A 24,774-nucleotide genomic window follows, 5' to 3' on the forward strand; every position below is an offset into this window, starting at 1 on the left:
TGCGCAGCATGCCCCGCCTCCAACTCCCCGGTGGGGAACGGACCCGCCTGACGATGCTGTACGGCGGGCTGCTCGTCGTCGCCGGAGCCATGCTCATCGGCCTGGTCAACTTCCTCGTGGGTCGGGGGCTGAACACCACGATCAGCATGGCCGTCGCCAGGAGCCCGCTGGACTCCGATGGCGACGCTCCAACCCTGCACGGCTTCGCCCGGGCGACTCCCAGCACCCGCGTCCCGTCCCCGGCCGACCAGGAAGCCGCGGCGAAGGCGGCGAAGGAAATCACCACGGTCGCCGAACAGGCGGCGCAGCACCAGCTGTTGACCGTTTCCCTGGTCGCCCTGGGCGCCTTCGCCGTCCTCTCCGTCGTTCTGGCCTGGTGGATGGCCGGACGGGTACTGCGCCCGGTCGGGGTGATCACCCGCACCGCGCGGCGGCTGTCGGGAGAGAACCTCCATGAGCGCATCGCCCTCGACGCGCCCGCCGGCGAACTCAAGCAGCTCGCCGACACCTTCGACGGGATGCTCGACCGCATGGAGCAGCTCGTCGGGGCCCAGAAACGCTTCGCCGCCAACGCGGCGCACGAGCTGCGGACCTCGCTGGCGGTGCAGCGGGCAGCGGCCGAGATCGGCCTCGCCACCTCCGATCCGAAGGCCGTCGCGCGCATCCGTCGCAAGCTGATCTCGGTCGCCGACAGCAACGAGCGGCTCATCGAGGGCCTGCTGTTGCTGTCCGTCTCCGAGCAGGGACTGGACCGCCGCGCGCCCGTCGCACTCGACGAGCTGGCCCGCACCGTGACCGCCGAACACGCCGCATCGGAGCGGGCCGGTGAGCACGACATCAGCGTCCGGGCCGAGGTCTCCCCCGTGACGGTGCAGGGCGATCCGGTCCTGCTGACGCACCTCGTGCACAACCTCGTCGGCAACGCGCTGCGGTACAACCACGACGGCGGTCAGGTCACGGTCACCGTGCGCAACGGCACCCTGCGCGTGACCAACAGCGGCCCTCGGGTGCCGCCGGAGACGGTCCCGTACCTCTTCGAGCCCTTCCGCCGCCTGCACGAGCGCCGGCACGGCACGGGCGAGGGCGCCGGCCTGGGTCTCTCCATCGTCGCCTCGATCGCCCGGGCCCACCAGGCCCGCACCCACGCCGAGGCCAACCCGCGCGGCGGCCTCACCATCGAGGTCGCCTTCCCCCGTCCCGAACGACTCTCCTGAGCACCGCCCCGCGGTGAAGACGGGCCCGGCCGCTCAGATCAGCGGGCTGATCTGGTCCTCGACGCCGAGCAGGGCGCGGCCGTAGATCTCGTGGGCGATGGCGGGGTTGATCATCGCGTGGCGGCTGCCGGTCTCCAGGTCGCGCCAGATGCGTTGCAGCGGGTGTTCGTCGGCGAAGCTCCTGGCGCCCTGCACGTTCAGCAGGACGTCCAGCGCCTCTCGTGAGCGACGGGCGACGGTGGCGATGTCCATCCGCACCCGGGCCCGGTCGGGCAGGGGCATGGCGCGGCCGCTCGCCGCCCAGTCGTCGACGTCGTCGGCCGCGCGCCTCAGGTGGAGGGCTGCGGTGTCGACGAGTTGAGCGGCCTCGGCGATCTGGGTCTGGGTGGCGGGGGCCTCGCGGGCGTCCGCGTAGAAGGTGTGCGAGATGCCGCGTCCCTGGGCGAGCGAGGCCAGCACCAGTTCCAGGCCGCCGCGGGCCAGGCCCAGCAGCGGGCCGGCGAGGGAGAGGGCGAGCGTGGGGACGAATGCCGCGCGGTACAGGGCCTCGTCCCGGAACTCGGTCGGGTACTCGCCCCGTCTCGCGTCGGTCACCGACAGGATGCGGTCCGCGGGGACGAAGACGCCGTCGGCGACGACGGTGTTGCTTCCGGTGCCGCGCATCCCGGCCACGTGCCAGGTGTCCTCGATCGTCAGTTGGTCCATCGGGACCAACGCCAGCCCCTGGTAGAGCTGTTCGCCGGACTCCGCGGTGACCGGCATGCCGAGCAGCGCCCACTGGGCGTGGCGGCAGCCGGACACGAAGCCCCAGCGCCCGGAGATGACCTGTCCCCCGTCGGCCGCCCGGCTGGTGCCCTGGGGAGGGAGGGCGGAACAGGTGCGGGCGCGGGGGTTCGGCCCGTAGACCTCGCGCTGGGCGCGTTCGGGGAAGAGGCCGACGAGCCAGCCGGAGATGTTGATCAGGCTGGCGGTCCAGGCGGTGGAGCCGCAGCCGCGGCCGAGTTCCGCACTCACCTCAAGGAGGGTGCGGATGCTTGCCTGGTGGCCGCCGAACCGCGCGGGAAGGGCGATGCCGAGCAGGCCGGCCCCGTCGAGCGCTGCGATGTTCTCCTCGGCGACCCGTCGGTCCCGCTCGGTTCGGGCGGCGTTGCGCCGGAGCAAGTCGACCAGCCCGGCGGCTCGTTGGAGTAAGGCGCTACGGGCTTCGACCGTTGCCGGTCCCACGGCGGTCGTCGCCCGGGGCGTTCCGTTCGTCGCGCTGTGCGTCATGGGGTGCTCTCCTCCACGTCCGGGTGCCCCGCCGCAGAGGGGAAGCGCCCCGACTCGCCTCATGGAAACATCGTCGATCGCCGCCGGACGGTGGCGGAGGGCGCGCGTACGCGGTCCTCCCCCACGCGCGCGGCACGTTCCGACCGTCCTGCCGATCCCCCAACTTACCCAGCCGTAACGGGTGTACCGGTCACTACCGGCCTCAACGGCCGCGGTCAGCCCTTGGCGGCCGCGCGGTGCGGCGGGCGCCGGCGGGCGCGCCGCAGGCGGCGCAGTTTGCGGGCGAAGGCCAGTGCGGAGACGCCGAAGAAGACGCCGGTCAACGCCAACCAGCGGCCGAGGAAGACGTCTTCGGACAACCGGGTGGCACCGGTGTAGGGGGTGGAGAGGCCGAGGATGAGGGGGAACCAGACGAGCAGCAGCAGGCCGGAGAGGAAGGCGGGAACCCGGAGGTAGTTGATCCAGGGCGAGGCGGGCAGTGGGGCGGGGGTGCGGTGCCGCAGCACGGTGTGCACCGACGTGTCGGCCAGGGAGTACAGCGGGAGCAGGATCAGGTCGTGGAGGATAGCCGCGCCGACGAACCAGACGGCCACGGTCAGCGGTCGGACGGCGAACAGGCGCACCACCGCGTAGCCGGTGAGGGCGAAGGAACAGAGCAGGACGAGGAGGTGCAGGGGGTTGGCGCCGTACCAGCGCGCGAAGCGGGCCATGGTCAGGTCCTGAAGGTGAGGCGGCGGACCCACTTGGTGTTGTTCACGCCGGGGTTGGCCGGGACGATGATGCGGGCCGGGTAGCCGTGGTCGAGGGAGAGGTCCGCGCCGTTGACGCGCAGGGCGAGCAGCGCGCGGGGGTCGTGGATCTGGTTGCCGCGCAGCACCACCGAGCTGTAGGGGCCGGGGGGTTGGACGGATTCCACCAGGACGCTGCGGGTGTGCGGCAGGCCGGCCAGGGCGGCGAGGTCGGTCAGCCGCAGGCCGTTCCAGTGCTGGTCGGGGGTGGACCAGCCCTCGACGCAGGCGATCGGCAGGGCGGCGCTGTGCCGGTCCATGGCGAGGAGTTGGTCGCGGGTGAAGCGCAGCGGCGGGCCGTGACCGTGAACCTCCAACCGCCAGTCGGGGCCGACGTGCGCCGGGGTGACGCCGAGGGTCGCGGCCGTCTTGTTGATCTGGAAGCCGTTCGGGCCGGTGCCCGGCTCACGGTTGTGCGGGGCCAGCAGGGCGGTGCTCCGCAGCCGGCCGCCGATGCTCTGACCGGCGGTGACCAGGAGGAGCAGCAGCGAGCCGCCGCCCACCATGGCCAGCGCGCCGCGGCGGGTCATCGTCGGCGCGGCGGGGGCGGTCGGGACCAGGCCGTCGGGGTCGGGGGGTTCGGGCCGGGTGTGCGCGAGGTCGGTGCGCAGTTCGGCGGCGAGGCTGCGGGAGCGCAGGGCGCGGGTCATGCGTCCCAGTCGGATGCTGACGTGGACGACGAAGGCGGCGACGAAGATCCAGGCACCGTAGAAGTGCAGGGTGTAGAAGGAGCCGGGGAAGACGTAGAGGAGCTGGATGTTGAGGAGGCCGGTGGCGAATTCGAAGATGGCCCCGCCGACCAGCAACAGCAGGGACAGGCGTTCCAGTCCGTGGGCGAGGCTGCGGACGGGCAGCCAGGTGAACAGTTTCGGGATCACCGACCACAACTTGGCCAGCAACACAGGCAGCAGGACGATTCCCAGCGTCACGTGCACGCCCTGGGTGAGGCGGTACAGCCAGGCAGGGTGGGTGGGCCAGTCGAACAGGTAGAAGCCCAACAGGCCCTTGTCGGGGGTCTGGTCGTTCAGCGGGTCCAGCCCCGGGTTGTAGGCGGCGTAGGAGAGCGCGCCGGTGAGGAACATCAGCGGGATGCCGAACAGCAGCACGAGGCCGAACACCGAGGTCAGCCACGGCCCGCGGAGCGGGCTGCGCCAGAACCCGGTGCGGAACGGGCCCGGTGGCGGCGGCAGCTCGCCGACCCGCCGGGCCAGTGCCGCCCCACCGGCGACGACGCGGGCGGCCTGCGCCGCCGTGGCGGTCCTGATCCGCCGCAACCGCTGCCGGCCGCGGGGCGTTGGGCGGACGGGCTTGCCGGGGCTGCCCGGCCCTTGCGGTCGTCCGTCACCGTCCATCGGCCCTCTCCTTCCTCGTGGGGTCGGCCGCCCTCCGGGGTCGGGGGCGGCGTCCGGGGCGCGTGCGCATGCCTGGCACCCGGTCAACTCAAGGTGGCGCAGGACCGCCCTCCGGTCGCGCCCGACGTGCGGACGCGTGCCTGGCACAAGCCGAACGGACGACGCGCGCAGCGGCGGACCCGACGGGTTCCCGCGTGCCGACCTCATGGTGCTGCGGGGTACCCGCCGCGGCGACGAAGCGGGGCTTACGAAACGCTGACGTCGGGGCGCGCGGGGTGGTCAGCGCCCCGGACCGATGCTCTGCTGGTCACATGGTCAGCGAAAGACAAGGCAGGCCCGTCGGCCGGCGGTTGGTCCTGGGAATGCTCGGGCTCGGCGCCGCGGGCGTGGCCCTCGGGCCGCCGCTGCAGGACCGCCTCGACGCGGCGCTCTCCGGCGTGCGCGAGGGGGATCCCACCGGCATCACGGGCCTGCTGCCCGGCTCGGGCGGCTTCCGTTTCTACTCGGTGGCGCCCTCGGTTCCGCAACGGACCGCCGCGGACTACCGGCTCGCCGTGGACGGGCTCGTCGAGCGCCCGACGACGTACTCCCTGGCGGACCTCCAGCGGCTGCCGCGCACCCGTCTGGTGAAGGACGTGCAGTGCGTGACCGGTTGGCGGGTGCCCAGGACGCCGTTCACGGGCGTGCGGCTGTCCCGGCTGCTGGACGCGGCGGGGGTGCGGCCCGGGGCCGGGGCCGTGCGCTTCACCTGCTTCGACGGCGTCTACAGCGAGAGCCTCACCCTGGAGCAGGCCCGGCGGACGGACATGCTGGTCGCCTACGCGATGGACGACCGGCCGGTGACGCACGCGCACGGCGGGCCGGTCCGGCTGTACGCCGCGCCGATGTACTTCTACAAGTCCGCGAAATGGCTGTCCGGCATCACCGTCACCGACCGCGTGCAGCCCGGCTATTGGGAACGGTACGGGTACGACGTGGATGCCTGGGTCGGCAAGTCGAACGGGCGGGACGATGCCGGCATTGACTGAGCGGACGGCCCTGGCGCGCGATGCGGAGCGGCTGCGGCGGTTCACCGCCGCGGAACGGTGGATTCACCGGGGCACGGCGGTGTTGATGGGCATCGCGCTGGTCACCGCGGCCTGCCTGTACGTTCCTTCCCTGGCCGAGCTCGTGGGTCGCCGCCGGCTGGTGGTCACCGTGCACGAGTGGGCGGGAATCGCGCTGCCGGTGCCGATGTTGTTGGGGCTCGCCTCGCGGGCCTTCCGGGCGGACCTGGGCCGGCTGAACCGGTTCGGCCCGCAGGACCGCGGCTGGTTGCGGGCGGCCCTGCGCGGGCGGCGCCGGCGCCCGGCGGGGAAGTTCAACGCCGGGCAGAAGCTGTATGCGGCGCTGGTGGCCGGAGCGGTGCTCGTCCTCGTCGGTACCGGTCTGGTGCTGTGGTTCCCGAGTCTGGTGCCGGTGCTCTGGCGTACCGGAGCGACCCTGGTCCACGACTGGACCGCCCTGCTCGTCGGCGCCCTCGTCGTCGGCCACATCTGGATGGCCGCCCAGGACCCGGAGGCCCGCCGCGGGCTGCGCACCGGCTACGTCGCGCGTGCCTGGGCCAGGCGGGAACACCCGTTGTGGGAGGAGGAGTCCTGACGGGGGGAGTAGGCGGGGCCGTCGATGCGGTAACGGGCCGGCGGTGACCGGCACTTCGGACCGGCCATGGAGGCGGTGGCTGCGACGGCGGCCTCGCGCCCCGCACCGCCCCCCGTCCCCCGCCTCCCTCCTCAGGCAGTCGGCCGCAGCCCCTCGCGTCCCCTCCCCCGCGGCCACCGGCCCCCGTTGGCACGCGACAAAGCACCGGTCGCGACGGCCAAGGCGGCGGCGCCGTAGGTGACCGCCTGGAGGGGGAAGCCGATCAGCAGGGGTCCGGCGAGGTACAGGACCGCGGCGGCGAGGGGGACGGCCAGCCATTCCCAACGGCCGTCCAGGGCCACGAGGGCGACGACGGGCAGGGCGTACCAGGGGTAGTTGGGCGAGACCAGCAGCAGGGTGGTGCCGGTCATCAACAGGGCGCCGCGCCAGGGGCGTTCGGGGTCTCCGCGCAGCCAGGCGTAACCGGCGAGCAGGGCGAGCAGCACGACGACGACCGCGCCCGCGGCCGCGTCCGGCAGGAGCAGCCGCGGCAGGGCGAAGCGCTGCACGTGCCCGGCCGCGTAGCCCTCCTCCTGGAGGTATCCGGGCAGATAGCCCAGGACTTGGGCGCCGGACGCGAGGACGTACGGCAGGTAGAGCAGCGCGACGGTGGCCAGCAATGGTGCGACCAGGCGCACCACCTGGGCCGGTCTGCGCCGACCGGACAGGGCGCCGGGCAGCGCCAGGACGGGCAGCAGTTTGACGGCGATCGCGGCGCCGAGGAGGGCGCCCCGGCGGCTCCCGGCGGTGGCGGTGCCGAGGGCGAGCACGGTGAGCAGGACGCCGAGGGTGTCGATGTGGGCGTTGTTGACCGCTTCGAGGGGGACGAGCGGACACCATGCCCAGAGGGCCACGAGGGCGGGGGCCCGGGAGGGGTCGCCGCGCCTGCGCACCACCGCGAGCAGGACCAGGGTGGTGCCGAACGCCAGGGCGGCGCCGCCGACCTGGAGCGGCTTGTGGCGACTGTCCGGTGGTGAGAGGGCGTGCACCGCGAGGAACCAGCCCTCGGCGAGCGGTGGGTAGATGGTGGGGACGGTGGGGCGGTTGATGCGGGTGCACAGCCCGCTGTCGGTGTGGGCCAGGGCCGGGCCCGTGCAGGGGCGCCGGGTGGGGAAGAGCCAGTCGTCGCGGAGGTCGGCGAGTTGGGGTGCGGCGGGCGGGTGGGCGTAGGGCGAGATGCCGGCGGCCTGGACGCGACCGTCCCAGGCGTAGCGGTACATGTCGGTGCTGGTGCGGGGTGGGGCGGCCAGTCCGGCCAGCGCGACGGCGGCGGCTCCGGCCAGGACGAGTCCGGTGGCGGTGCGCGCCGGGATCCTGCGCACGGCCCACGCGGCGACGGCGAACAGCGCCCAGGCGAGGACTTGGCCGACGAGGAGGTGGCCGGGGGCGCCGTGACTGTCCCCGGCGCGGAGCGTGACGACGAGCACGGCGGTGAGCGCGGCGAGGAGGGCGGCGGTAACTGCGGTGCGGATGCGGGGGGTTGTGGGCGTCGCGGGTACGGTGGGGCGGCGGGACGGCGGCGGGGACAGGTGGTGGGGGGCGGCGCTGTCGGTCATCGGTGGTCGGGCCTTGCGGTGCGGGTGGGGTGTGGTTCGGGCCGCCCGGGGTTCGGGCGGTGCAGTGCCACGAACGGGCGCCCGCCGGTCGTCCATGCGTCGGTCGGGTGCCAGTCCGCCGCGTCGGCGGCGCGCAGCAGGGCGGTGGTGCCCAGGCGGGCCCAGGGGAAGGGGCAGCCGTGGCGGCCCCGGGCGTCCTCGACGCGGACGGTGAGGCGCTCGTCCACGTCGTGCGCGGCGGCCTCGACCAGCAGGCGTCCGCCCAGGGTTACCAGGGCGCGGAGGCGGGTGAGCAGGGCGACCGGGTCGCCGCCCATGCCGATGTTGCCGTCCATGAGCAGCGCGGTGCTCCAACGGCCCTCCGCCGGCAGGCGGTCGAAGACGGACCGTCGTACCGCCCGGCCGCCGCAGCGGCGGGTGTGGGCCACGGCGGTGGGGCTGACGTCCACGCCCAGCGCGGGCGTGCCCCGGGCGGACAGCGCGACCACCATGCGCCCGGGGCCACACCCGGCGTCGAGGACGGGGCCGAGGCAACGGCGCAGCACGCTGGTGTCGGCGGCGTCGGGGGCCGCGCACCAGCGCTCGACGTCCAGGGGCAGCAGGTCGCCCCGCCAACCGGGGCCCTGTGGAAGGTCCGAGGGTGGCAGGCGGCGCAGGAAGAGCGGGCCGCGGGCGGTGCGCAGGGCACGGGCGTAGGGGTGGTCCGCCCACGGCTCGCCCCCGGGGGCGGGGGCGGGTCGGTCGGTGCGGGGTGTCGCCGTGGGTGGCTGGACCGGTGCCGCGCGCTCGACCGGTGGGTACCGGCCGAGCGCGGTGTGTTGCGGCGCCGCGGCGGCGACGCCCTCCGCGCCGCCGGGCCGGCCGCTCACCGGGCCACCCCCGCCAGTGCGTTGGCGGTGGCGGCGAAGCGCGAACCGGCCGGGCAGCGGTCGGCGACCGGGGCGATGTCCGCGGCGGTGTCCACGTCACGCAGCTCCGGCAGGTCGGCGACGGTCAGCCCGGCGTCGGTGAGTCGGCGGCGCTGGGCCGCTCCGGTGCGGTCGGTGGACATCGGCACGCCGGGCACGAGCGTCGCGGCGTGCCTCGGGTCGGCGAAGCCCAACGCCCAGAACCCGCCGTCGGCGGCCGGCCCGAACCAGGCGTCGGGCGCGTCCCGGCCGGTGTCCAGCAGGTGGGCCGTGGTCAGTTGGGGGGTGTCCATGCCGACCAGGAGTGCCGGCCCGTCGTCGCACTGGGCGAAGGCGGCCGCGATGCGCTCGTCCAGGCCGCCGGGCACCTGGGGCACGACGTCGAAGCCGGGCGGCAGCCACGGGCCGGGGGCGCCGTCGAGGACGAGGACGCGGCGCCGGGCGGGGGTTTGGAGCACCGTGTGCAGCGTGTCGGCGAGGGCGGCCGCGGCCAGGGTGGCCGCCTCGTGCGGCGTGTAGGGCGGGGTGAGCCGGGTCTTGGCCCGCCCGGGGACGGGCTCCTTGGCGATGACCAGCAGCGTGGCCGCTCCTCCGGCCGGGGCGCTCAACGCCCGGCTCCAGGGAGGCTCGTCACCCGGACCGGTGCGGCGGCCGGCCGTTCGGCGAGCACGGCGCGCATGTCGCGGACCGCGTGCCAGGTGCCGCGCCAGGTGCCGGTGACCTTGGAGCGCCCGGTGCGCGGGTGGTAGGGCACGTCGGTCTCCCGCACCCGCCAGCCGGCGTCCGCGGCGCGGACCAGCATTTGCAGCGGGTAGCCCGAGCGCCGGTCGGTCAGGGCGAGGTCGATCAGCGGCGCGCGGCGGGCGGCGCGCATCGGCCCGAGGTCGTGCAGCCGCAACCCGGTGCGCCGGCGGATCAGTCGGGCCAGTTCGAGGTTGGCCAGGCGGGCGTGGAGGGGCCAGGCGCCCAGGGTCGTTGGGCGGCGCCGCCCCAGGACCAGATCGGCGGTGCCGTCGAGGACGGGCCCGGCGACGTCGGGGAGCCGTCGCGGGTCGAGGGAGGCGTCGCAGTCGCAGAAGCAGACGACGTCCGCCGTGGCGGCGGTCAGGCCCGCGTGGCAGGCGGCACCGAAGCCGCGGCGGGGCTCCTGGACGACGTGTGCGCCGAGGCTGCGGGCGATGTCGGGGGAACCGTCGGTGGAGCCGTTGTCGACGACGATCGCGCGCCAGCCCGGCGGAATCCGGTCCAGCACCCATGGGAGCGCCTGGGCCTCGTCGAGGCAGGGCAACACGACGTCGACCCGGGTCGGGAAGGGGGTTGTCTCACTCACCCCCCTCACCTTACGAGAACAAAAGGGGCATAAGGGATTTGACGTCCTTACGGATCGCTGACGTCCCGCGCCGGGAACACGCGTACCACCCTCGCCGTAGCCCCCCACCGGGAATCGGCGGAGCGGTCCGGTGGGCGGCGCGGGGCGGAGCGTCGAGCGCGTGCACCGCGTAGCCCGCGCCGGTGGGCGCGGGTCGCACCGCCCCCGACGTCAGCCGTCCAGCCGGTCGGAGTCCGGTGCCGGCATCCGGTTCCGGCGGCCGCGGAGGGCGGGGCGCAACCGGTCGAGGAGGACGAGGGCCAGGGCCAGGACGTAGAAGGCCAGGGCGAAGGCCACGGCGTTGACGGCGACGCCCTGGTACCCGTGGAGGTCGACGTCGACGAAGGGGTAGGGGTAGCGGCCCTCGGTGCCGGGGGCGAGGAGGGCGCCGCGGATGAGGGCGAACGGGAGGTAGAGGATGGGGTAGGTGAGCCACTGCCAGGCAGAGCGGAACAGGAAGGCGCCGGGGGCCGTGAGGACGAGCCAGTCGAGGACGGCGGCGAGCGGGGTGGCGGTGTGGAGGAGTTGACTGGCGGCCGTTTCGAGGGGCGTGCGCTGGCTGGTCATGGCGAAGCCGCTGGAGTCGTTCGACAGCACGAAATGGAAGACGAGTCCGGTGATGCAGATGTACAGCAGCGCGGCGCCGGTGATGCGCGGGGAGAGGGCCGGTCGCCCGGTCCAGGCGCGATGGGCGGACCAGGCGAAGACGACGACCAGCAGGATGTTGGACTGGATCGTGAAGTAGCTGAAGAGCCGGCCCAGATCGTGTGAGGCGATCACGTCCAGTGCGATGCCGGTGACTCCGATCAGGGCCGCGAGCGCACGGAAGGCCGCCGCGACGGGGCGGCCGGTCCGGGCCGTGGGCTCGGCGGGGGCCGCAACGGCCGTCGAAGTCGTGGGGGATATCGGATCGAGCATCGGCCCACCCTACGGTCCGGCTCCGGAACGCCTTCCTCCGGCTGCCCGTTCCGCCGCCGGCAACCTGGACGGCGTCTCCCGCCTCACCACCGGCACGGCCTGTCGGCCACGGACCTCACGCCGCACACAAACGCGCGGTTGCCCGACCGTTTCGTCAATGACCTCCGCCGGAGGCGCAGTGCGTGGAGGCGCCCAGAGAAAGGGCACCCAGGGACAACGACTCCCCTGGGTGCCCTACGCATTGCTGCCGGATGATCCGGAAAACGCGGACCCGAGCCGCTTCAGCTCAGTCCGCGCGCCGGGTCAGCGGCGGTGCATCTCCCACTTGTTGGACGCCACGTCGTGGCCGAAACGGTGCGGCAGCCGCACCTCGCCCTCGTTGCGGGCGACCTCGATGCGGTGCCCCTTGAAGTCCTTGCGGTCCCAGATCACCGCGTCGCGGCGACCGTTGTTGTAGACCGACTCGATGTGCCGCAGGGCCCGCTTGTGCAGCAGGTTCCTGTTGTCGCCACGGATCACGGTGACCCGGCCGGTGTAGTGGGCGCCGGAGTAGGCACACAGCGCATCGGACGCGCAGTTCCGGGGGGCCTTGTGGCCCTCGTGGCCCTCGTGGAAGGGGGCCGCCTGGGCGGTGGCGGGGGCGGCGAGCGCGAGGACCGCGGCACCGGCCAGCAGCCCGAAGGCCGTACGTGAAGTCATGACGGTGATACCTCCTGGTAAGTGTCTTGTTTCTGATGCCTTGGTGGCAGAGGAAAGCTGGCACATCTCCAGCGGTCGTGAACCCCGCCCATCTGCACGGCTCTTGACTCCGGCGCTCCCGGCGAATCGATTCGCCGACCCACTTCCCCCCTCTCCACAATGGCCGGGAAAGGCCCCTGCGCGAGGGCGTTCACGCAGGTCAGTCGGGGGCGTCCAGCGGCTCCTCCGGCCCCTTGGCGGGGTACCGCGGGCAGCGCCGGAGGAGTCGCGATCGCCGTGTACCCGGAGCCGCAGGTTCACCCGGAAGTGGAAGCAGGAAAGCGCACTTTCATATCGCACCGCCGGAACAATCGCGGCGATATCGCCCGACCCACGGCGCCACCGCCGGATCCCCTCGGGGCGGCACCCGCAACCCGGCCCAGCAGCAGGCCCGTTGCCATTTCACGGCGATTTCAGCGGCCGCTCCTAGCGTGCGGCACGAGCTGGTCCGACGGCTGACCGATCCCGTCGGCACCGGCCCGTACCCCAGCACCACCCGGCGGATGCGCCGCTGCGGCCGGGGACGACCGGTGCCGTCAACGTCCCGTGCCGTCAACAGAGCAGTCGATGCCAACACCGGCGCCAGCGCCACCGGCCCGACACCTGGCACACACGAGCACGGGCACGGGCCCATCGGGAGCGGCCGGTGCCCCGGCACCGGCCCCGGACACCGTCAAACACGAAGAATGGTGGGAAGAGTGAAACGGGCAATCGACGCGGAGCGCGCGGACGACGGGCCACCGGGCGTCCAGACCCGGCTCGTCATGATCGGTGGACTCGCCGGCGCGGCGCTACTGGTCGCCTCGTTGGCCATCAGCCTCGGCGGCTCCATGGACGTCGGCGTTCCGCAGATGCCGAAGCTCCCCTCGATGCCGACGTCGTTCCCGACGTCCCTTCCGACCTCCTTCCCCACGTCCTTCCCCACACCGCCCACTTCCCTGCCGTCGATCCCCCCGGGCTCCCTGCCCACCGGCCTACCGACCAACATGCCGACCGATCTCCCGACCGGCCTTCCCACCAACCTGCCGACCGACCTGCCCACGAACCTGCCGAGTCTGCCGCCGCTGCCCACCGACCTGCCCGGTCTGCACGGCAAGCCGGGAGGTGAGTCATGAGGCTTCCCGCCGCCCTGCCCGTTCGGGACGACCCGTTGGTCCGCGCCAGAGCACTGCTCATCGGCCGCCTCGCCATCGCGCTGTACCTGCTCGAACTGGTCCTCGACCTCACCCGCCCGCGGCTGACGCCGGACGAGCCGACCCTGTCCATCTTCTACAAACTGCCGGGCGCCTCGGGCTCGTTCGCCCAGTTGCTCGCCATGCCACGCGCCGTGTTCTGGACCGTACTGGCGGGCATCGCGGCCGGTGTGCTCCTCCAGGTCTACGCGGCCCTCACGCGCCCGTCCGACCGGCGCTCGGTGCTGCTGACGTGGTTGACGCTGGGATGTCTGCTGCTGCCGTTCGGGCTGATTCCGCTGAGCGTCATGGTGGAGTACTTCCCGTTCGCGCTCGCCTGCCTGCCCAGTACGGCCGTCGTGCTGTTGCTGCTGCACGGTGGAGTGCGGTTCGCCCGGGTCCCGTTGGGGGCGCTGCTGGCCGCCTTCGCCTGGGGCGCGTTGATCGTCTTCGGGTTCGGCCGCGCCTGCAGCGGACTGGTCTTCGGGACCCTCAACGGCTACCTGGGCGGCGCCCCCTCCGCGGCCGATCCCGGCCGGATGCTCAAGAGCCTCTACCACGTCATGGGCCTGACGATCCTGCACCTCGACGCCGTCGACGAACTCGTCGTCGCCGCGGGGGTGGTGCTCCTGCTGCTGATGTTCCGGCACCGCGTCACCGATGTCGTGACCGGTCTGAGCCTCGGCGCGGCCGTCGGGCTCGGATACAACTTCGTGGAGAGCACCCTCCTCATCAAGATCTACGGCTCGTTGGGTTCGTTCCTCGGCGTGTCCGGCGGCTTCGAGTACTGGATCCGGCAGTCGATCGGCCTGCTCGGCGGGCAGGTGACGTTCGGTGCGCTGCTGGGGGCCGGGCTCGGCCTGGCCGCCAAGGCGCGGCGGCGCGGGCTCGTCGCCACGGCCGCCCTGGTGGCGGCGATCGGCGGCACCTCGGGCGCCGAGACGGTGTCCGGGTGGCTGTCGCGCCAGGTCCAGGGCCACGTCGAACTGGGCAGTGCACTCGACACGTTGGTGATCTCGCCGCTGCTGTGGCTCCTCCCGCAACTGCCGTTCACGGCCCTGGCCGTCGCGCTCCTGGTGCACGGGCTACGGGAACGCGGCCGGGTGATGCGGGCCGCGCTACAGCAGGAGGCGGCGGTGGGCCCGGCCGTCACACAGGCGGAGCTGCCGGTCCTGGCCTCCGCGGCGCGGCGGTTCTGGGCGGTGGTGGGCACCTGGCGCTGGTACGGCCGGGGTGCGGCCCGCGCGCTGCACCGTCTGCAGACGGCCCAGTTGGAACTCGCGGGCCGACATGTGCAGAACGATCCGACGGACACCTCACAGGGGGATGACATGCGTACGCGCACGGTGCGACTGAAGGGCGACCTCCCGGCGGTGACCCGATGAGCGCCCGCCGGACCACCTCTCGCCGGAGCGCCTTGCGCCTGGCCGCCGTGGCGGCCCTGTTCGCCGGGATCGTGCCGCTGCTGACCGCGCAGGAGGCGTCGGCCTGCGACGTCGGGTACGGCTACCGGCCGTCGGTGAACATCAACGACGTGCTCCACCGCAGGACTTGCTCGACGGGCACCTCGCTCGCCGGCGCCGCGGTCGTCGACGCCCTGGCCCTGGTCGGCGTCGTCGGCGCGGGTTGGGGCGCCTACCGACTCGGGGACCGGGACTCCGGCTCGCCTTCCAAGGGCCTGTCAGAACCGAGCCCCGCGCTGACCGCCTACCTCCACGCCGCGGGCACCGTCCCCGAACCGCCCGGTGCGCACCACGAGTCGTAGACCGGGCGCCCCGCAGTGTTCGCCGCGACGTCCTCACCGGTCCCGGGCAGGCCCCGCCCGGCCATGCGCGGCCCCGCCCACGTCCCACCTCGCCCACACCCAAGAAGGAGGCCACGGTGCGCACCCTTGTTCATCGCCTGAGGGCGAGGAGACGGGCCGTCGAAGGCTCACCTCCACGGCGAACGCGCCGCATTGCCGCACTCCTCGGCGCGGTGGTCATGGCCTTCGCGCCCACCGCACCCGGAGCGCTCGCAGAGCCCATGCCCTCGCCCTTTGTGGACGCCAGCGGCGTACGGCTCGTCGTGCCGCCGGGCACGAGTCTGGACACCGGTGAGCAGTTGGACGCGGCGGCCGAGCAACTGCTACGGGATCCTCAGGGCGCGAGGCTCGTCTCGGCCCGTTCGAGGTTTGGCACCGGTCCCGGAAACGTCTCGGTCGAGTGGTTCGACTTCTCCTGGCTCGGGAACGACAAGGATCTTCCCTGGTTCCGGGTGGACCAGTTCCACGCCGACATGTTGAAGGCGCCCCGTGCGCACAACTCCGCCTTCGACATTCCGGGGGACTACAGCATCGCAGCCAAGTCCATCGACTCCGCGGGCAATGCGGACCTCTACTCGCAACTCGGCGCGGACCAGACGAGTTCCCTCTTGGAAGTCGCAACGAGCAATGTGTTTCACGGTATGCACTCCGAACTGATCCCTCTCGCGCGAATCCGCGCCGCTGTTCCGGCGAGCGTCAAGAGAATGAACAGCGGCATCAGTGACGAGGAGGCCGCGCGCCTGGCCGAGTCGATCCTGGAGAAGTCGTCGCGGGGGCTCGCGAGCGAGAACAGCCCGTGCCTCAACACGTGCGACAAACAGACCCGAAACTTCCGACAGAGGTTTGCGATAGCCCGTTACGGTCGGCGCGGAAGTCGAGACTCCAAGGCTTCCGTGGCGGTCGCGCAGAACGTCATGGGCAAGGCAACCGCCAAGCAGCGCAGGGACAAGAGCCGCACGGCGGAGCGGGAGCGGGAGGCGGCCCTGGGGCTACGGCCACCCTGCGAGACCGGAGCAGCGCGCCGGCCCGGAGGGGGCGAACGCGGCGGCCCGGTCATGGCGATGGCGGCGCGACCACTTGCCGCCCCGTGCTCCTCGCCGCACGACGCCTCGTCCAGCGGTCTCGCCGAAGCGCTCGGGGGAAACGACTACGGCGGCGTCGATTTCTCCACGGTCAGACTGCGCTATCTCTCCGATGACCCCGGTTCCGGCGGCGTGCGGTACTCCTTCTCGGGGCAACCGGTTGCGTCCGGGACCCCGCAGGACCTGGACTCCGGCCTCGACGCGCTGACGAACAGCCTCCTGGACCTGCGGACCTGGCTGACGCTCAACCCCAACAAGTTCTGGGTGAACCTGAATCCGGACGAGCCGGACCGCATCGTCGATCCCGATCTGGGGCGGACGAACGCCGGGCGGGCGCTGCTCGAAGCGGACCTGCGGATGAAGCGTGACGCGGGCCGGCTCGTGGACCCGAAGACGCCGTTCGGCGCGCGGTATTGGAAGGCGCTCGGCGCGGATTCGGGGTCCGTTTGCTATGCGTCGCGGCTGTGGATCGTGCCGGGGGACGTGGAGGTGCGTCAGGACGGTGCCTCCCTCTACGTCCTCAAGGCGAGGCTCGACGTCAAGACGCAGGCCATGAAGATCAACGCCATCGGCAACACCGCGTGCAATGCCGACCCCAAGGCCACGGCGCACAACGAGCGGCTCGAACAGACAACGGTGGTGCCCAAGATCGCGGAGGCGGTCAACTCGGCCCCCGAATACGCCCCGATACGGCAGGCGTTCCTGGCCCGGGTGGTGGCGCAGTGGATCCGCGACCGTCACCAGGACGGCCACACCACGTCGTTCGACGCTCTCATCGACTCGCACGACCTGGGCCCCGCCGAACTCGGGGGCTCGTGGCGGCCGCGGAGCGTGTACGACAGCTTTCTCCGATCGATCCGGAACGGGGACTTCACGTACCGGCAGACCGCCCGCGTCGGCAACTCGACCGTCACCTACGTGATGCGGACCGGGGGCGTCGACTTCAGCAAGTTGAGCACCCGGAAGCTGAGCGCCGCGCGGACGGACCGGCTCTACCCCGGGCTTGCCCAGTCCGCCCGCAGCTCGACGGACCATCCCGCCTCGACCGCGGACGGGTCGGTCTGGCTGGGCGAGGCGGCCGGTTCGCAGCCCGTCGGCGTCTGGTCCACGATCAGCACGTACGTGGGCGGGCGCACCGGCCTCCTCGTCGTCCTGCTGATCGCGCTGGGCGTCGTCGTGTTCCTGCTCCGCGACGGCTCGACCCTCCGGCGGAAGAAGGCCGGTTGACGCATCGCCGGGGCTCCGTGCCCGCGCCTGCGCCGTCGTCCGCGTTACGGGGTGCCGGTTTCGGGGGCGGCGGGTACCGGGCTCACGCGGGCATGCTCCGCCGCGTCGGGGCGCGGGGAGCGGTGGGCGCGGGCCAGGTGGTGTTGCAGACGGGCGTGGCGGAACTGGTAGACCGCGCCGGCCTGGCGGAGCACGCCCCGTTGGTAGGCGTCTTCGAGGAAGGCGACGACGGACCAGGGAAGCCGGCCGGTCAACGGCAGCCAGAGCCGGGAGAAGACCGTCCACTGGCCCCAGGAGGTCAGGCTGAACGCGTAGCCGAGGGCGCCGCCGAGTCCGCTGATGAGGCCCAGCTTGAGCGCGGCCGTGAGGTTCCAGACGACGGCACCCAGGATCGCCGACGCGGGGCCGACCACCGCCAGGGATCCGAAGCCGACCAGGACGCCGAAGACCGGGGCCCAGACGAGGAGTTGGGTGGCGACGGTGCGGCCGTTCGTCCGGAGCAGGCTGACCGGGTTGAGGGCGGAGCGGATGTCGAGCGGGGTCTCGAAGAGGGTGAGCAGGCCGAGGGTGGGGCCGGCCGCCAGGGCGAACATCAGGCCGTAGATGAGGCCGTCGCCGAGGCTGCCGGCCAGGAGGACCGGGAGGCCGGCGTGGAACTTGAGTCCGTTGAGCACCCCGCGCACGAAGCCGTAGCCGGTGCCGAACACCAGGCCGCAGAGCACGCCGATCGCCAGCCGGCGGAGCGGGTGCCGCCCCGATCTCCCCTCCCTGCTGCGGATCTTCATGCGGACGACGGACGGCTCGACCGCCGCGTCCTTGGCCGCGACCATGAACCAGTACGCGATCCCGAACAGGAGCCCGGCGAGGAGCCCCGCCACCAACCCGTCGACGAGTTGGAAGGCGAAGGAGTCGAAGAGGACGCCGACGACGCCGTCGACGAGGGCGACGGCCAGGCCGATCACCAACGCGGTCACCAGGGTGCGGGTGGTGCGGCGCATTCCGTGGCCGAGGCGCCACCATTCCAGGTTGGGGGTGTCGAGCCGGTTCAGGTGGTCGGCGAGGTAGCCGAGCCAGTGCCGGGCGCGTACCGGGTCCCAGGTGCGGAACGACGCGCCGCCGGGGCGGGGGCGGTAGGCAGTGGTGAGGAACTTGTCGAGGAGGTGGTCCTCCAGTTCTTCGGGGGTGCCGAAGCGACGGGTGTCCAGCAGCGCGGCCGGGTCGCCGTCGGGGGCGTCGCTGTAGACGGCGCGGGCGAGGGTGATCATCAGCGGAGTGGTCAGCACCGCGGCGAGGTTGGCGCCGGCTGGGCCGTGCGGGCGCTCGCGCAGCTCGCTGAGCACGGGTTCCCAGGCGGTGGCCGAGCGGCCGCGGGCCTTGCGGGCGGTGCGCGGCAGATAGTCGGCGAGGTCGTCCAGGGTGAGATCGGTCAGTTCGACCGCGGCGGCGGAGGTGAGGACGTCGGTCTCGGCCACTGCGGCGGCGTACTCGGCCGGACGGCTCGTCAGCAGCAGCGGCAGCGTGGTGGCGTTGAGGGCTTCCAGCGCGGGGCGGCGCAGACCGTCGGCGATCTCGTCGAAGCCGTCCAGCACGGGGAGGATGCGGCCGGTCTCGACGAGCGCGTCGGCGAGGTTCGTTCCGCCGCCGGGCCCGGGGGCGGCGAGGCCGGGGTGATCGCGGGTCAGTTGCGCGGCGAGCCAGTCCCGGAGCGTGATGGCGGTCGGGTCCCATGAGCCGATGCTGAAGATCACCGGTACGGCGTCGGCGCGCCCCCGGGACGCCAGGTGGTCCAGGACGAACCGCAGGGCGAGGATCGTCTTGCCCGAGCCCGAGCGGCCCAGGATCACCAGCCGTCCGGACGGTATCCGCCGGTACACGTCCACGATCGCGTCGAGTTGGCCGACCAGGTCCAGGGGGTCGGGGGTGCTCCCCGGGGGCAGGCGGCGGATGTTGGCCCAGTGGTCGGTCAGTTCCTCGGCGACCTTCCGCCAGCGCACCGGCAGCGGATAGGGGTCGTGGACCTGCCGCTGTTCCTCCTCGCGACGCCAGCGGGCGGCCACCGCCTGCGCGACCTGATCGGAGATGTCGGCCAGGGTCTGGTGGAACGGCGAGCCCTGCGGGCCGCCGGCCGTCGGCACGGGGGCGGCCGGCGGGACGGGCGGCTCTTCCGGAAGGTCGCCGTCCGCGGGCCGGCGGACGGCGGACGCCAGCAGCCGTTCGCGGTCCTCTGGGCTCAGCCCGAGCGCATCGGCCAGCAGCCGCACGGTGGTCACCCGTGGGTCGGCGCGCTCGCCGGTCTCCAGCCCGCGGATGGTGCGGACGCCCACTCCGGCGCGCTCCGCCAGTGCCTCCTGTGTCAGGTTCGCCGCACGTCGCAGCCTTTTCAACAGCGCGCTGAACTCACTGGTCACGGGTCTCGGCCTTCCCCCGGCGTGTCGATCTCCCCAGGTGAGGACTCTAGCGCGGGCACCGGCCGGATACGGCCGGTCTGCCGGCCTGTCCGTCTGGCCGCCCCGGGAGCAGCGTCGAGGGCACCTGCCGACCGCCTCAACCCAGGAGAGCCCGCAATGCCGACGACCGCGGCCCTCGACCGACCGACCGTCACCAAACTCACGCATCAAGAGCGTGCGGTGCTCCGCGCGGTCGGCTGTGGCCTGACGGACAGCGAGATCGCCCGCTCGCTCGCCCTCCCCGACAACACGGTCGACGACCACCTCGGCCGGATCCTCGCCAAGCTGAAACTCCGGGACCGGGCCGCCGCGATCGTGCACGCCTTCGACTGCGGGCTGGTCGTCCCCGGCCGGGGTCCGCGGGTGGCGGCCCTCCCCGTCCAGCGGGCCGCCGTCCGCCGCGCGCCCGAGCAGCGGGTGCGGATCTCCGTGCTCGGACCGCTGCGGGCCTGGCGCGACGGGCAGCCGGTGGACCTCGGGCACCTGCGCCAGCAGGCCGTGCTGGCGGCGTTGGCGCTGTGCCGGGACCGGACGGTCAGCAAGGACGAACTGCTCGACGGGATCTGGGGGATGGAGCCACCGCTCACAAAGGTCGTACCGGTCTATATCTATCGGCTCCGGAAGGTCCTCCAGGTGGCGAGCGACACGGAGTCGGTGATCCGGCACGACCGGTGCGGCTACCGGCTGGTCCCGGGCGCGGTCGAGGTGGACGTGGCACGCATGGAGGAACGGGTCACCGCCGCCGGTGCGGCCGAGCGGACCGGCGAACTGGCCGAGGCGGTCCACTGCTTCACCCGGGCGCTGGACCTGTTCCGTGGCGAGCCGCTGGCCGGACTGCCGGGACCGTTCGCGGAGTTGGAGCGGCTGCGGCTCGCCGAGCGCAGGACCGGCCTCGTGCTGCGCAAGCTGGACCTGCAACTGCGGCTGGGCCGGCACGCCGAGACGGTCGACGAACTGTGGGCGCTGGCCGCGGCGCAGCCGTTGGACGAACCCGTCGCCGCGATGCTGATGCGCGCACTGTGTCTGAGCGGCCGGCAGGCCGACGCGCTGACCGTGTTCGCGCGCACCCGCCGCCGGCTGGCCGACGAGCTCGGGGTGCCGCCGAGCGACCTGTTGCGGCGGACGCACCGGACGATCATGCGCGGGTGCGATGCCGGCCCCGCCCCGACGACGCCGTGACCAGGTCGACGCCGCCCACCCGGGGCGAAGAGCTGCTGCTGGCGCGGATCTCCGCGGCGGCCGGCCGCGCGCACCTCGGCAAGCGGCTGGCCACCCACACGGCAACCGCGTACCGCGCCCGGAACGGACCCTTCCGGCCGATCCGTTGCCTTGTGTCCCTCGCCCGACACGGCCGGTACCCCACGGCGCGGGCGAGTCCGAACGCGCGGCTGGACCTGTACGAGCACGGCATGACCGTCGCCGTGAAGGGCCGGATCCACGTCGTCCGCTACGACACCACCTCGGTCTTCCGGCACCGCACCCGGCCGCGCGGCTCCTCCCCCGCCGGCGCCGCCCTCCTCCACACGCTCACCGACACCGAGCGGAAGCGCCTGGCGCTGCACGGCGGTCCGGAGGGCGGCGACGCGCGGGATTGGGAGCACCAGATCCAACGGGCCGTCACGCGCGCCCAGTTACCCGGCGCCCTGGCCGCGCTCCACCGAGGTGAGCGCGTCTCCTTCGGGGACGTCTGGCTGAGCGGAACACACATCGGGACCGGGGAACGGTGCACGCCCTGGGCACGGGTGCAACGGATCGGCGTGGCGGAGGGGTTCCTCGTGCTCACCATCGACGGCGCGCAGCACAGATGCGGGCCGGCCATGGCCGGGATCCCGAACCTCTTCGTGTTCTGGGCGCTGGTGGAGCGCTGTCGCACCGACGGCACCCACTGACCGCCCTGGGCACGGGCCGCGTGGCGTTGCCCGGCCGGCACCGCGCCCCCGCGTTTCATTCCCATTCCAACGACCACGGCTAACGTCGAGCCCTCACACCGTACTTGTCCCACCCGTCCCACCCCAGCTCAAGGAGAAACAGAGCGATGACCCTGCGCACCAGATGGAAGAAGGCCGTCGGCGCCGCCGGAGCGGCGGCGGCCACGGTGGCCCTCACCGCCGCCACACCCGCCGTCGCCCAGGCCGCTCCGGTGCACCACTACTACCTGGAGGTCGGCGGCACGGGTTCGGCGGCGCCCGCGCCCGGCTGCACCTCCACCTACGCGTTCGCCAACAAGCATCTCAACGGCGGCATTCCGGTGCCGGTCTGCTACCCGGCGAGCGCCGGCCCCTGGCTCAACGGCCACAACGCCCCGGACATCCACGCCCTCAGCTACGACGCCAGCGTCCGCGAGGGCTACCGCAATCTGCTGGCCGCCGCCGAGCAGACCTACCACCGCGACCCCAACGCCCGCTTCACGATCGTGGGTTACTCCCAGGGCGCCCAGGTGGCGGACCAGGTGCTCCGGACCATCGCCGCCGGCCGCACCGCCATACCCCGCGCGCAGGTGAACGGCATGCTCTACGCCGATCCGATGCAGGCCGGCACCGGCATCTGGGCGCGCGTTCCAAAGGGGTGGAGCGCCTTGGGGTTCACCTCCACGGGGGCCGCCCCGGCGAAGTACGACGGCGTCCCGGTGCGGCGCTTCTGCATCCACACCGACCTGGCGTGCGACGCCACCTCGATCCGGTCCGTCCCCGGATTCCTGAAGCAGCACCCCAAGTATTGGCAGGACGGCAACATCATGACGCAGACCATCGGCCACGACGGCGGTGACGGCGTCACCTGGTACGACGCCCAGTAGGACGTCGGCCGCCAGCGCTGCGGGGCGGCCACCGAGAAACCCGGCCTGCTTCGTCAACCGCCCCGCAGCCACGGCACTTCCCCTCGGCCGCACCACCCGCGGCCCGCACCCCGGCAGGGTTTCATCGCCATTTCAGCGCCGCCCACGACAGTGGTGCGAACAGGGCGTCGGACCGTCGGTCGCGCGCCCGCCGCGCCCGCACCCCTCTCCGTGGGTGCGCGCCCTCAGCGAGCGAACGGGTTCCCCATGAACGATCTTCTGCACAAGCTGGTCTCCGGCGCCATCACCGGCGGGCTGATCGCCCTGGTGGGATACCTCAGCATGACCGTGCGCAAGCGCCGGGTCGCCCGCGAGGAAGCCGCCGCGCCGGCCCCCGTCGAAGACCCCACCCAGGCCATGCTGCGGCAGGCCCAGCAACTGGACGTCAGCCGCGACGAGTTGGCCATCCGGGGGCGACAGGCAGACGCGCTGGCCCGGGCCGGCGAGGCCGCCGACGCCTGGCGCGCGCTCACCCGGGCCCGGCCGGGACGGTTCCAGGCGGAACACCGGGAAGCGCTGCACCGGCTGAGCGAACTGCTGGACGCCGAGGGGCAGGACCAGCAGGCGGCCCGGGTCCGCCAGGAAGCCACCGGCCTTTCCTGACCGAGCAAGGAGAAACGCCCATGCCCGCCGCGATCTGGTCCGGCCGGAACGCCACTCCCGAGCAGACTGCCGTCGACCTCACCACCGCGCTGGTGGACGAACTCGGCCTCACCGCGCCACCGTTGGCCATGACGCTGCCGGCCGAGAGCACCGGCGTACCGGCCGGGAGCCTGCTCCCACCGCGCGCTCGGTTCAGCGGAATGCCGGTGCCGACGCACTGCTTCCTCTATGTCGACGCCCGGTCCCCCAGGCGCTTCGAACTCCGCGCCTCGGTCCTGACCGGGCGCTCGGGCATCCGCCGGAGCCTGGGACTGGGGCACCTCCTCTACGCGGTGCCCCTGGCCCCGACGGTCCCCTCCGCCGTCGAACTGAACACGCCCAGCGGTACCACCTCCGCCCACTTCAACGGAGACCCCGCGACCGCGGACCGGCTGAACCGGAACACCCGTCTCCTGGACGCGGCCCGCGCGTTGACCCCCACCACGGCCGGCCCCGACCGCAACCACACCTGGCAGGTGGCCCGCCGGCTGGCGATCGAACCGCTCCCCGAGAGCCCCGAGGGTTCGGTCCTGCTCGTCCAGACCCTGCACCGCCCCACCGACCGCGCCTGGTCCCTCCGTGCCGCCGCGGTGATGGACTTCGCGACCCGGGTGGAAGCGGCCCTCGGGCAGCACCGGGACGCCTTGGGGTAGTACCGGCGCGGAATCGCGGCGCCGCCATCGGTCGGGATGCCCGGACCGCGTGAAACGCCGCCGTGGGGCGGGGCATTGAACGAGCGCCCCGCCCCGGCGACCCGGCCGTACGACAGCGGCCCTGCGTCCGGCCGGGCACCCGATCGGATCGGATCGCAACGATCGGGTACGGCCGGGCGCCCTCTGCCAGGGTTGAGGGCGAAGGGAGGCCCCATGATCTCGGCCCTCAACCAGCTCGTCGCCCTCGTCGAGGAACACCTCGCCGAGGAGCTCGACGTGAAGGCATCGGCCACGGCGCTCGGCACGACCGAGTACCACCTGCGCCGGATGTTCTCGTCGTTGGCCGGCATGCCGCTGTCGGAGTACGTGCGCCGGCGCCGCATGACCGTCGCCGCCGCCGACGTCGTCCGGGGCGAGGACGATCTGCTGAGCATCGCCGTCCGACACGGATACGGTTCGACCGAGGCGTTCGGCCGTGCGTTCCGAGCCGTCCACGGCGCCACGCCCCGTGCGGTGCGCCGCGACGGAGGTCCCCTTCGCACACAACCGCAGCTCAGGTTCCGCCTGACCGTAGAAGGGAGCACCCCCATGGACACGCGCGTCGTCGAACGCCCCGCGTTCCGGCTGATCGGACACGCGGCCCGGGTCCCGCTCATCTATCAGGGCATCAACCCGCACATCCAGCAGCACATCGCCGCACTCCCCCAACAGGAGCACGCCCGGCTGAAGGCCCTCGGCAACACCGAACCGGCGGGCCTGCTGGCGGTCTCCGACGACCTGGCCCCGGACGCCCCGGAGGGCAGCGAACTGACCTACCTGCACGGAGTCGCCGTCACACAGGACACCTCCGCCCCCGACGACCTCGACGCCATCGGGATACCGGCCGGCAGATGGGCGGTCTTCCGCAGCGCCGGCCCGTATCCGCAGACCCTCCAGACGACTTGGGCCGCCACCGCGACCGAGTGGTTCCCCGCCAACCCGTGGCGCCTGCGCCCGGGCCCCTCCATCCTCACGATCCTGGAACGCGCGGACGACTTCACCACCGCCACCTGCGAACTGTGGCTACCCGTCGAACCGGCATAACAGACCCCGAGGATCCAACCGCAGCATTTCCCACGACAC

The 24,774-nt window shown here is 73.0% G+C and carries 23 protein-coding genes; 13 read left to right on the top strand and 10 right to left on the bottom strand.

The features are described 5' to 3' along the window. Nucleotides 1-8: 8 nt before the first annotated feature. The gene (locus tag ACIQU6_RS08270) at nt 9-1,214 is read left to right on the top strand and encodes a sensor histidine kinase (protein WP_403480949.1); all 1,206 of its coding nucleotides are present in this window, start codon (nt 9-11) and stop codon (nt 1,212-1,214) included. A 33-nt stretch (nt 1,215-1,247) separates the two neighbouring features. Here the strand turns inward: ACIQU6_RS08270 and ACIQU6_RS08275 are convergent, their stop codons facing one another. The 3 genes from ACIQU6_RS08275 to ACIQU6_RS08285 all read right to left on the bottom strand — a co-directional run bounded on the left by ACIQU6_RS08275 (nt 1,248) and on the right by ACIQU6_RS08285 (nt 4,623). Beyond that, nucleotides 1,248-2,483 (bottom strand): acyl-CoA dehydrogenase family protein, encoded by a 1,236-nt coding sequence (locus ACIQU6_RS08275; RefSeq protein ID WP_403480827.1) that lies wholly within the window; start codon nt 2,481-2,483, stop codon nt 1,248-1,250. Between the two features lie 215 nt (nt 2,484-2,698). Then, on the bottom strand, nt 2,699-3,193 hold the full coding sequence (locus tag ACIQU6_RS08280; protein WP_403480828.1) for a hypothetical protein: 495 nt from the start codon (nt 3,191-3,193) through the stop codon (nt 2,699-2,701). A gap of 2 nt (nt 3,194-3,195) precedes the next feature. Next, nucleotides 3,196-4,623, bottom strand: coding sequence for a molybdopterin-dependent oxidoreductase (locus ACIQU6_RS08285; protein ID WP_403480829.1), 1,428 nt, complete (start codon nt 4,621-4,623; stop codon nt 3,196-3,198). Nucleotides 4,624-4,934: 311 nt separating this feature from the next. Between ACIQU6_RS08285 and ACIQU6_RS08290 the strand changes: the two genes are divergently transcribed. Together ACIQU6_RS08290 and ACIQU6_RS08295 are read left to right on the top strand one after the other, a co-directional pair. Then, a complete protein-coding gene (locus ACIQU6_RS08290) occupies nt 4,935-5,651 on the top strand; it encodes a molybdopterin-dependent oxidoreductase (RefSeq protein WP_403480830.1) in 717 nt (238 codons plus the stop codon). Beyond that, the gene (locus tag ACIQU6_RS08295; protein WP_403480831.1) at nt 5,635-6,264 is read left to right on the top strand and encodes a cytochrome b/b6 domain-containing protein; all 630 of its coding nucleotides are present in this window, start codon (nt 5,635-5,637) and stop codon (nt 6,262-6,264) included. Before ACIQU6_RS08290 ends, ACIQU6_RS08295 begins: the two co-directional genes overlap by 17 nt. Nucleotides 6,265-6,395: 131 nt before the next feature. Here the strand turns inward: ACIQU6_RS08295 and ACIQU6_RS08300 are convergent, their stop codons facing one another. The 6 genes from ACIQU6_RS08300 to ACIQU6_RS08325 all read right to left on the bottom strand — a co-directional run bounded on the left by ACIQU6_RS08300 (nt 6,396) and on the right by ACIQU6_RS08325 (nt 11,753). Further along, nucleotides 6,396-7,859, bottom strand: a complete 1,464-nt coding sequence (locus ACIQU6_RS08300) for a glycosyltransferase family 87 protein (protein ID WP_403480832.1) — start codon at nt 7,857-7,859, stop codon at nt 6,396-6,398. Next, nucleotides 7,856-8,728: a methyltransferase domain-containing protein gene (locus tag ACIQU6_RS08305; protein WP_403480833.1), complete on the bottom strand. Its 873-nt coding sequence runs from the start codon at nt 8,726-8,728 to the stop codon at nt 7,856-7,858. Before ACIQU6_RS08305 ends, ACIQU6_RS08300 begins: the two co-directional genes overlap by 4 nt. Beyond that, nucleotides 8,725-9,375, bottom strand: coding sequence for a DUF2064 domain-containing protein (locus tag ACIQU6_RS08310; RefSeq protein WP_403480834.1), 651 nt, complete (start codon nt 9,373-9,375; stop codon nt 8,725-8,727). Before ACIQU6_RS08310 ends, ACIQU6_RS08305 begins: the two co-directional genes overlap by 4 nt. Continuing rightward, nucleotides 9,372-10,097, bottom strand: a complete 726-nt coding sequence (locus ACIQU6_RS08315; RefSeq protein ID WP_403480835.1) for a glycosyltransferase family 2 protein — start codon at nt 10,095-10,097, stop codon at nt 9,372-9,374. The genes ACIQU6_RS08310 and ACIQU6_RS08315 overlap by 4 nt, the downstream gene beginning before the upstream one ends. A 210-nt stretch (nt 10,098-10,307) precedes the next feature. Further along, the gene (locus ACIQU6_RS08320) at nt 10,308-11,054 is read right to left on the bottom strand and encodes a Pr6Pr family membrane protein (RefSeq protein WP_403480836.1); all 747 of its coding nucleotides are present in this window, start codon (nt 11,052-11,054) and stop codon (nt 10,308-10,310) included. A 303-nt stretch (nt 11,055-11,357) separates the two neighbouring features. Then, nucleotides 11,358-11,753: a peptidase inhibitor family I36 protein gene (locus tag ACIQU6_RS08325; protein WP_403480837.1), complete on the bottom strand. Its 396-nt coding sequence runs from the start codon at nt 11,751-11,753 to the stop codon at nt 11,358-11,360. A gap of 737 nt (nt 11,754-12,490) precedes the next feature. On the opposite strand from ACIQU6_RS08325, the gene ACIQU6_RS08330 reads away from it, so the two are divergent. The 4 genes from ACIQU6_RS08330 to ACIQU6_RS08345 all read left to right on the top strand — a co-directional run bounded on the left by ACIQU6_RS08330 (nt 12,491) and on the right by ACIQU6_RS08345 (nt 17,077). Then, the gene (locus ACIQU6_RS08330) at nt 12,491-12,907 is read left to right on the top strand and encodes a hypothetical protein (RefSeq protein WP_403480838.1); all 417 of its coding nucleotides are present in this window, start codon (nt 12,491-12,493) and stop codon (nt 12,905-12,907) included. After that, a complete protein-coding gene (locus ACIQU6_RS08335; protein ID WP_403480839.1) occupies nt 12,904-14,349 on the top strand; it encodes a PrsW family glutamic-type intramembrane protease in 1,446 nt (481 codons plus the stop codon). The genes ACIQU6_RS08330 and ACIQU6_RS08335 overlap by 4 nt, the downstream gene beginning before the upstream one ends. Continuing rightward, nucleotides 14,346-14,729: a hypothetical protein gene (locus ACIQU6_RS08340; RefSeq protein WP_403480840.1), complete on the top strand. Its 384-nt coding sequence runs from the start codon at nt 14,346-14,348 to the stop codon at nt 14,727-14,729. The genes ACIQU6_RS08335 and ACIQU6_RS08340 overlap by 4 nt, the downstream gene beginning before the upstream one ends. A 260-nt stretch (nt 14,730-14,989) precedes the next feature. Further along, nucleotides 14,990-17,077 (top strand): hypothetical protein, encoded by a 2,088-nt coding sequence (locus tag ACIQU6_RS08345; protein WP_403480841.1) that lies wholly within the window; start codon nt 14,990-14,992, stop codon nt 17,075-17,077. 44 nt (nt 17,078-17,121) lie between these two features. Here ACIQU6_RS08345 and ACIQU6_RS08350 read toward each other — a convergent pair whose 3' ends face one another. After that, nucleotides 17,122-19,485, bottom strand: coding sequence for a helix-turn-helix domain-containing protein (locus ACIQU6_RS08350; protein ID WP_403480842.1), 2,364 nt, complete (start codon nt 19,483-19,485; stop codon nt 17,122-17,124). A gap of 156 nt (nt 19,486-19,641) precedes the next feature. Here ACIQU6_RS08350 and ACIQU6_RS08355 point away from each other — a divergent pair, with 156 nt between their 5' ends. From ACIQU6_RS08355 to ACIQU6_RS08380, 6 genes are all read left to right on the top strand, one after another. Further along, nucleotides 19,642-20,703 carry a BTAD domain-containing putative transcriptional regulator gene (locus ACIQU6_RS08355; protein WP_403480843.1) on the top strand — a complete coding sequence of 354 codons (1,062 nt, stop codon included), beginning with the start codon at nt 19,642-19,644 and terminating at the stop codon, nt 20,701-20,703. Then, nucleotides 20,700-21,413 carry a DUF6585 family protein gene (locus ACIQU6_RS08360; RefSeq protein WP_403480844.1) on the top strand — a complete coding sequence of 238 codons (714 nt, stop codon included), beginning with the start codon at nt 20,700-20,702 and terminating at the stop codon, nt 21,411-21,413. The genes ACIQU6_RS08355 and ACIQU6_RS08360 overlap by 4 nt, the downstream gene beginning before the upstream one ends. A 146-nt stretch (nt 21,414-21,559) precedes the next feature. Continuing rightward, nucleotides 21,560-22,318, top strand: coding sequence for a PE-PPE domain-containing protein (locus ACIQU6_RS08365; protein ID WP_403480845.1), 759 nt, complete (start codon nt 21,560-21,562; stop codon nt 22,316-22,318). A gap of 246 nt (nt 22,319-22,564) precedes the next feature. Next, complete coding sequence (locus ACIQU6_RS08370) at nt 22,565-22,960, top strand: hypothetical protein (protein WP_403480846.1); 396 nt, start codon at nt 22,565-22,567, stop codon at nt 22,958-22,960. 20 nt (nt 22,961-22,980) lie between these two features. Next, complete coding sequence (locus tag ACIQU6_RS08375) at nt 22,981-23,652, top strand: hypothetical protein (RefSeq protein WP_403480847.1); 672 nt, start codon at nt 22,981-22,983, stop codon at nt 23,650-23,652. Nucleotides 23,653-23,865: 213 nt separating this feature from the next. Continuing rightward, entirely contained in the window at nt 23,866-24,735 is an 870-nt protein-coding gene (locus tag ACIQU6_RS08380) for a GyrI-like domain-containing protein (RefSeq protein WP_403480848.1), read from the top strand. Nucleotides 24,736-24,774: the final 39 nt, after the last annotated feature.

This window comes from Streptomyces sp. NPDC090442, from assembly GCF_044769405.1.
GTDB lineage: Bacteria > Actinomycetota > Actinomycetes > Streptomycetales > Streptomycetaceae > Streptomyces.